This window comes from Pseudomonas sp. 05T35, from assembly GCF_056396605.1.
The window spans coordinates 1-706 of the sequence record NZ_JBFTLU010000847.1 but is presented as its reverse complement, the minus strand read 5'-3'; the positions used below and the strand labels follow the sequence as shown (position 1 = coordinate 706).

General features: G+C 53.6%; 1 protein-coding gene and 1 pseudogene. Both read right to left on the bottom strand.

Going from position 1 to position 706, the window contains the following annotated elements; all coding sequences use genetic code 11:
* Positions 1–174, bottom strand: a 174-nt coding sequence (locus AC1DH9_RS30255; RefSeq protein WP_477809468.1) for a LysR family transcriptional regulator, incomplete at its 3' end; no start/stop codon positions are given.
* A 51-nt stretch (positions 175–225) separates the two neighbouring features.
* A pseudogene (locus AC1DH9_RS30250) lies at positions 226–706 on the bottom strand (S-methylmethionine permease); the annotation flags it as partial.

Below are 706 nucleotides of genomic sequence, written 5' to 3'. Positions count from 1 at the left end.
GGGTAAGCGCTTGAACAGTGCCACGCCGAAGTGACTCTCTAACTGACGGATCTGCTGACTCACAGCCCCTTGAGTCAAATGGAGTTCTTCCGCCGCGTGGGTAAAGTTTAAACAACGCGCCGATACTTCGAATGCCCTCAACCAGTTCAAGGGTGGTAGTGACTTTTGACTCATCGGCGCAACCTCATCAGGACTTTATCTATGCTCAATCATTGCCTGAGAAATTCACKCGGTGCCAGAGGAATGAGCCGCTGTGGCTAAAGCCAACCGCTCCGCTCTCTTGTTTCGAGTGATCCAGTAAACGAAATAACACCATCCGATAAAGGGGAGGCCGAAATACAGCGCCACTCGCTGCTCAGGATCAAAAGCGATACCCACACAGGCCAGCAGACAACACAACAGTGCACCGATAGGTACCCATGGATAGCCTCGTACACGGAAATGCAGATCTTCAACTCGTCCGCCATTAGCGACGTATTGACGACGGAACGCGATCTGGCTTGCAGCAATGCTCATCCACACGACTACGACTGCCAGACCGGAGATGGACACCAAGGCCAAGTAAACCGTATCAGGGGCAAACACACTGCTGAGCAGTGAAGCCACTGCACCCGCCATACTAAGAACGATGGCGTTCACCGGGGTCCCCCGACTGGAGAGCCTGGCGTAGCGCTTAGGCATATGTCCTTGATCGCTCAATGTCCAC